Consider the following 6,450-nt stretch of genomic DNA (forward strand, 5'->3'; position numbering starts at 1 on the left):
CATCTCTCGGACAACGAGAGACTCTTACGGCGAACGCGACATATCTCAATATCGCCCGGTGCACACCAGGAGAGGAACCATGAGCGCACCTAGCCCGGCTCCCCCGAGGCCGCGGACACACCGCCTGGCCGGACTGATCGCCGGACGGCGCACGAAATGGGCCGTCCTGGCCCTGTGGGTCGTCCTGCTGGCCGCTCTCGGCCCCCTCGCCGGCAAGCTCGGCGACGTCGAGAAGAACGACGCCGCGTCCTGGCTGCCCGCCGGGGCCGAGTCCACCCGGGTCGTGGAGTTGCAGGAGCGGTTCCGCAAGGACGAGACGATGCTCGCCGTCATCGTCTACGAGCGGTCCGGCGGGATCACCGCGGCGGACAAGGCCAAGGCCGAGTCCGACGTCGCCGCCTTCCAGAAGCTGCCCGGAGCGCAGAAGGCCCAGGGGCCGTTCCCGTCCAAGGACGGCAAGGCCCTGCAGACCCTCGTGCCCCTGACGGACGAGGACCTCACCGCCGCCGTCGACCAGGCGCGCGACCTCGCCGAGCGCGGACCCCCCGGACTGGCCTCGCACGTCACCGGCCCCGCCGGCGGCGGCGCCGACCAGTTCGAGGTCTTCCAGAGCCTGGACGGCTTCCTGCTCATGGCCGCCGGTCTCGTCGTCATCGTCCTGCTGCTGTTCATCTACCGCAGCCCCGTCCTGTGGTTCGTCCCAGTCCTGAGCGCCGTCTTCGCCCTGGGGCTCGCCCAGTCGACCGTGTACCTGCTCGCCAAGTACGCGGACCTCACCGTCAACGGCCAGAGCGCCGGCATCCTGACCGTCCTCGTCTTCGGTGTCGCCACCGACTACGCCCTGCTGCTCGTCGCCCGCTACAGGGAAGAACTGCACCGGCACGAGGACCGGCACGAAGCCATGGCCTACGCGCTGCACCGCGCCGCGCCCGCCGTCATCGCCTCCGCCGCCACCGTGGCCGTCGGCCTGCTGTGCCTGCTGCTCGCCGACATGAACTCCACCGCCGGGATGGGCCCCGTGGCCGCCGCAGGCGTCCTCACCGCGCTCGCCGCCATGACGACCCTCCTGCCCGCCCTTCTGGTCATCTGCGGCCGCTGGCTGTTCTGGCCGCTCATCCCCCGCTACGACGCCAAGTACCTCGAGCCCGAGGCCTACGAGGCCGAGCACGGCGTCTGGAGCCGTGTGGCGGGGATGGTGGGCAAGCGCCCGCGCGCGCTCTGGGCCGTGACCATGCTCGGCCTCATCGTCCTCACCCTCGGGCTGGGCTCGCTCAAGGCGGACGGCCTGTCGGACGCCGGCCAGTTCACCGGCAAGCCCGACTCGGTGAAGGGCTCGGAGGTCATCGCACGGCACTACGCCGCCGGTTCCGGCTCCCCCGCCCTCGTCATCGGCAAGGCCCCCGCGTCCGACCAGCTCGCCCGGGCCGTGCGGGGGACGCCGGGCGTCGCCGAAGTCAGCGACCCCGTCACCGCGGGCGGCCTGGTCAAGTACGAGGCGACGGCGAAGGACGCCGCCGACAGCCAGGCCGCGCGCGCGACAATCGACCGGCTGCGGGACGCGGTGCACGCCGTCCCGTCCGCGGACGCCAAGGTCGGCGGCACGACCGCGACATACCTGGACATCAAACGCGCCTCCACCCGCGATAACAAGGTCATCATCCCGATCGTGCTGGCCGTGGTGCTGCTCATCCTCATCGCGCTGCTGCGCGCCGTCGTCGCGCCGCTGCTGATGATGGGCACCGTGGTGCTGTCGTTCCTCGCCTCGCTCGGCGCCTGCGCGGTCATCTTCGAGCACGTCTTCGGGTTCGAGGGCACCGACTCCGGATTCCCCCTGCTGGCCTTCATCTTCCTCGTCGCGCTGGGGGTCGACTACAACATCTTCCTGATGCACCGCGTCCGGGAGGAGTCGCAGGCCCTCGGCACGCGGCGCGGCATCCAGCGGGGCCTCACCGTCACCGGCGGTGTGATCACCTCGGCCGGGCTCGTGCTCGCGGCCACCTTCGCGTCCATGGTCACGCTGCCGCTGGTGTTCATGGTCGAGATGGGCTTCGCGGTCGCGTTCGGCGTCCTGCTCGACACCCTCGTCGTCCGGTCGCTGCTGCTGCCCGCCCTGTCCTACGACATCGGGCGGCGGATCTGGACGCCGGGACGGCTCGCCAAGGAGGCGCCCGCCGCGCCGGCCAAGGTGCTGGACCCGGTCGGCTGACGCCCGAGAACGCGGAAGGGCCCGGCTCCGGCCGGGCCCTTCATCATGCGGCGGCGGAGTTATCCACAATCGGTGGACGGTCTGCCGGGCACCGCGCCCGGGTGGCTAGGGTCGGCGGCATGTCCACTTCGGCTTCCCCGTCGCAGCCCACCGCCGAGATCGGGGTCATCGGCGGCTCCGGGTTCTACTCGTTCCTCGACGACATCGAGGAGGTGCGGGTCGACACCCCCTACGGCCCGCCCAGCGACCCCATCGCGATCGGCGAGCTCGCGGGCCGCCGCGTCGCCTTCGTCCCCCGGCACGGCCGCGACCACCGCTTCCCCCCGCACAAGATCCCCTACCGGGCCAACCTGTGGGCGCTGCGGTCCCTCGGCGTCCGCCAGGTGCTGGCGCCGTGCGCGGTCGGCTCCCTCACCCCCGACCTCGGGCCCGGCACGCTGGCCGTCCCCGACCAGCTCGCCGACCGGACGTCGGGGCGCGACCAGACCTACTACGACCAGGGCGCCGCCGTCCACGTCTCGTTCTCCGACCCGTACTGCCCGGCGGGCCGCCGCGCCGCCGTCGAGTCCGCGCAGGCCTCCGGATGGGACCCGGTCGACCGCGGCACGCTCGTCGTCATCGAGGGCCCCCGCTTCTCGACCCGCGCCGAGTCCCGGTGGTTCGCCGCGCAGGGGTGGACGCTGATCGGGATGACCGGCCACCCGGAGGCCGTCCTCGCCCGCGAGCTGGCGCTCTGCTACACCTCGCTCTGCCTCGTCACCGACCTCGACGCGGGCATCGAGGAGGGCGAGGGCGTCACGATGGAGGAGGTCCTGCGCGTCTTCGGCGAGAACATCGACCGGCTCCGCGGCGTCGTCGGCGACGTCGTCAAGGCGCTGCCCGCCGAGCGCACCTGCGGCTGCGCCACCGTCCTGGACGGCATCGAGCTCCCCCTGGAACTGCCGTGAGCGCCCGCTTATCCCGCCTGCGGCGGCCGCTGGCGGCGCTGTTCGCCGCGGCCGCCGCGGGCCTGGCGCTCCTGGCTCTGCGGCCCGGCCCGCCGCCGTCCGTCCGCGTCCTCGCCGCCGCCCGCGACCTGCCCGCCGGAACGCCCCTCTCACCGTCCGACCTTCGCGGCCTCGACCTGCCGCCGTCCGCCGTCCCGTCGGGCACGCTCCGCACGGGCGGCGCCGGCCGCGTCCTCGCCGGCCCCATGCGCCGCGGCGAACCCCTCACCGACGCCCGCGTCGTCGGCGCCGGGCTCCTGCGCGGCTACGGCCCCGGCACGGTCGCCACGCCGGTCCGTCTGGCCGACGCGGGCGCCGCCCGCCTCGTCCACCCCGGCGACCGCGTGGACGTCCTGACCGTCCCCGAGGCCGACCCCGCGAACGGCCCGCCCGGCGCCCGCCCCCGCTGGGACGCGGCCCGCGTGGTGGTCTCCGAAGTCCCGGTCATAGCGATCCCGGCCCCGGACGAGAACGACCCCCGCGACGGCGCCCTCGTCGTCCTGGCGACCGACCGCCCCCAGGCGATGGCCCTGGCCGGCGCCGCCGCGCCCCTGGCCCTGACGATCACCTGACCTCCGCGAGGTGCGCCGACTTGGCTAATCACGGATGACTTCATTACGATCCGTAGCCGTTTGATGCGCCCCACAGCCAGGGGCGCGACCCCCGACAACCCCTGGAGCCGGCATGAGCGGATTCAAGAAGTTCCTCTTCCGCGGGAACCTCGTCGAACTGGCGGTGGCGTTCGTCGTCGGAGCGGCGTTCGCCGGGCTCGTGAAGGACTTCGCGAACTCCTTCATCACCCCGTTGATCGCGCTTCTCGGCGGCAAGCCCGATTACACCCGCCTGGCCGTCGACATCAACGGCACCACGTTCCCGTACGGCGTCTTCGTGACCTCGGCGGTCGCGTTCTTCATCACCGCCCTGATCGTCTACTTCCTGGTCGTGCTCCCGACGACCAAGCTGATCGAGCGGATGGACCGCGGCAAGGAGGCCACCGAGCGCGAGTGCCCGCAGTGCCTCAGCGACATCCCGCTGAAGGCCCGCCGCTGCCGCTACTGCACCGCGGAGGTCGTCCCCGCCCACGAGGTGCCGTCCGCCCGATGACGCCGGGCGGCCCGGCTCACCCGTTCTCCGTCCCGAACTCCCAGTGCCAGGGTTCGAACGGGTTGCTGTAGGCCCAGGCCGGGTGGATCCATCCGTACTTCCCGGCGTGGGCCTCCATCCAGTTGAACTGGGCGGAACCCGAACTCTGCACACCACCGCACAGGTCGAGCGCCTGGCCCTTGCCGTGGTTGCTCGTCCCGGGGACGGCGGCGAAGCCGGGCCGCTGCGCGTAGACACGATGCTGGTCGGACAGGCTCCGATAGGCGTCCGTCACGCACATGTCGCGGCCGAAACTGCGCTTGTACGCCTCGTTCAGCTTGTAGAACGCGAGCGCCGCGTCCGCCCGCAGCCTGTGGCCGTTCTTCTGCGGCAGGGGGCACAGGTACTTCGACGGGATGAGCCCGTTGGGGAACTTCTTCGACTCCTTCGCCAGTGACTTGTCGCAGCCGAGTTCGAGCCGCTTCTGCCGCGTCACCGCCAGCTTGTCGAGCATCGCGTTGAGCTGCTTGGTCAGCTGCGCCGACCGGCTCTTCAACCCGTCCACCTCCTGCTGGAGGCGGGTCTGCTCGACCGCGTTGCGCGACTGCAGTTCCTGCGCCGTGGAGGCGAGCCGCTGCCGCCGGTCCTGGAGCTCGTCGGCACGCTCCACGAGCGCCTGCTGCGACCTCGCCATGAGCGTCACGTCCGCCGTCGACCGCAGCGCCGTGCTCGGATCCCCGCCCCCGAAGATCGCCATGGAGCCGGCCGCGCCGCTCTGCTGGTAGGAGGTGTTCGCGAGCCTGGCCAGCGGCTCGCGTATCCGGTTCAGCTCGGCCTCGGCCCCGGCGAGGTCCTTCAGCGTGGCGCGCAGCTTCACCTGAGACCCGGCGAGGTCCTTCTTCCGGGTCTCCATCTTCTCGGTGGCCTTCTCCAGCTCGGTGCGCGCCTTCGTCGCCTCGCGGCGCAGCGACTCGAGCGGGTCGGCCCCCGCGGCCGCGTTCGCGGCGCCGTGCGGTGAGAGCGTCGTCATCACCAGGAAGACCGCGGTCAGCGCCGCCGACCGGGGGTTCGGCACGGTGGTTTTCCTCCTGATGCCCAAAAGCGGAACAGCGGCAGAACGCTACTACAGGTTCTACGATGACCTGTCCGTAACCGGTTCAGCGACTTCGGTGATGTTCGCACCACCGGCGCATCCACCAGACGTCCTCCCAGCCCGCGGGGCACGGCCGCCGCCCGCGCACGGACGGGGAAGGCGCCGGAGTGGGCGTCCCCCTCCGCGGCGTCACCACCGGCCTGGGCGCCCGCTTCGGCGGCTTGGTCACCACCTGCGGCTCCGCCGCCGGCGGCACGTACGTCCCGATCGTCGGCTCACCCTCCGGCTCCGCCGGCGCCTCACTCCGCGCGGGCGGTCCCGCCGACTCCGGCCGCTCCCGGACGGGTTCCTCCCGCAGCCCGAACGCGATCACCGAAGCCACCAGCACGGGCACCGCGAACGCCGCCGCGACGACCGCGATCCGCCTGCCGCGCGGCGATTCCTCGACCACCGCGTCCCCGGCGTCCCCGTCCTTAGGCTGCCCACGATGCCGTCCCGTCACGGAACGGAAGCGTACCCACACCGCCCCTTCCCGGCCTAGGGCCCGGCGCACATAACAGGGAGCGTTCACGGCTCCCCTTCCCCTACCCTGTAGGTGCCGTCCGCTACGCTCTACCCGCGAGCGACGACACGCCTCCGTAGCTCAGGGGATAGAGCACCGCTCTCCTAAAGCGGGTGCCGCAGGTTCGAATCCTGCCGGAGGCGCTTTTCCGACCACCGCGAGTGGCCTGCGGCCAGCGCGTGGACGCCTGACGGGTACCGCGGTCTGAGGTGGGCGCGGATCTGTGTCGGTCTCCGCCTCCGCGCCGGTGCTGCTCGGGTGTTCTCCGGAATCATCTGCGATCGAACGTCGCGCACTCGTACCGCAACGAAAGCGGCCCTTCTCCCGGCTCCCCTTCTAGTGGTCGTCGCAACACCCTTGCTGAGGGGTCGCGATGGACTTCGAGATTCGGAAGGACCGGAGGCCGCAGGGCCGAAAGAAGTTGACCCGGGAGCGGGTTGCATACTTCCAGCTCATGGATCAGGGCTACAGCAGCGGGGAAGCCTGCCGGATCGTCGGCATCGACCGCCGGACCGGCAAG

At 71.9% G+C, this 6,450-nt stretch carries 6 protein-coding genes and 1 tRNA gene; 5 read left to right on the forward strand and 2 right to left on the reverse strand.

Annotation, left to right across the window (positions count from 1 at the left end):
* Window positions 1-79 precede the first annotated feature (79 nt).
* The 4 genes from AB0C84_RS33655 (at window position 80) to AB0C84_RS33670 (ending at window position 4,296) form a co-directional block, all read left to right on the forward strand.
* Window positions 80-2,206 carry an MMPL family transporter gene (locus tag AB0C84_RS33655; RefSeq protein ID WP_361074296.1) on the forward strand — a complete coding sequence of 709 codons (2,127 nt, stop codon included), beginning with the start codon at window positions 80-82 and terminating at the stop codon, window positions 2,204-2,206.
* A gap of 119 nt (window positions 2,207-2,325) precedes the next feature.
* A complete protein-coding gene (locus AB0C84_RS33660; RefSeq protein ID WP_361074298.1) occupies window positions 2,326-3,153 on the forward strand; it encodes an S-methyl-5'-thioadenosine phosphorylase in 828 nt (275 codons plus the stop codon).
* Window positions 3,150-3,764, forward strand: coding sequence for a Flp pilus assembly protein CpaB (gene cpaB, locus AB0C84_RS33665; RefSeq protein WP_361074300.1), 615 nt, complete (start codon window positions 3,150-3,152; stop codon window positions 3,762-3,764). The genes AB0C84_RS33660 and cpaB overlap by 4 nt, the downstream gene beginning before the upstream one ends.
* A gap of 112 nt (window positions 3,765-3,876) precedes the next feature.
* A complete protein-coding gene (locus AB0C84_RS33670; protein ID WP_361074302.1) occupies window positions 3,877-4,296 on the forward strand; it encodes an MscL family protein in 420 nt (139 codons plus the stop codon).
* 16 nt (window positions 4,297-4,312) lie between these two features.
* On the opposite strand, the gene AB0C84_RS33675 is transcribed toward AB0C84_RS33670, so the two are convergent.
* Both AB0C84_RS33675 and AB0C84_RS33680 read right to left on the reverse strand, forming a co-directional pair.
* The gene (locus tag AB0C84_RS33675) at window positions 4,313-5,350 is read right to left on the reverse strand and encodes a D-alanyl-D-alanine carboxypeptidase family protein (protein ID WP_179844112.1); all 1,038 of its coding nucleotides are present in this window, start codon (window positions 5,348-5,350) and stop codon (window positions 4,313-4,315) included.
* Between the two features lie 82 nt (window positions 5,351-5,432).
* Window positions 5,433-5,870, reverse strand: a complete 438-nt coding sequence (locus tag AB0C84_RS33680) for a hypothetical protein (RefSeq protein ID WP_338739881.1) — start codon at window positions 5,868-5,870, stop codon at window positions 5,433-5,435.
* A gap of 130 nt (window positions 5,871-6,000) precedes the next feature.
* Here AB0C84_RS33680 and AB0C84_RS33685 point away from each other — a divergent pair.
* Window positions 6,001-6,073 (forward strand) — tRNA-Arg (locus tag AB0C84_RS33685).
* The last annotated feature ends 377 nt before the right edge of the window (window positions 6,074-6,450 follow it).

The organism is Actinomadura sp. NPDC048955, assembly GCF_040649435.1.
Taxonomy (GTDB): Bacteria; Actinomycetota; Actinomycetes; order Streptosporangiales; family Streptosporangiaceae; genus Spirillospora; species Spirillospora luteofluorescens.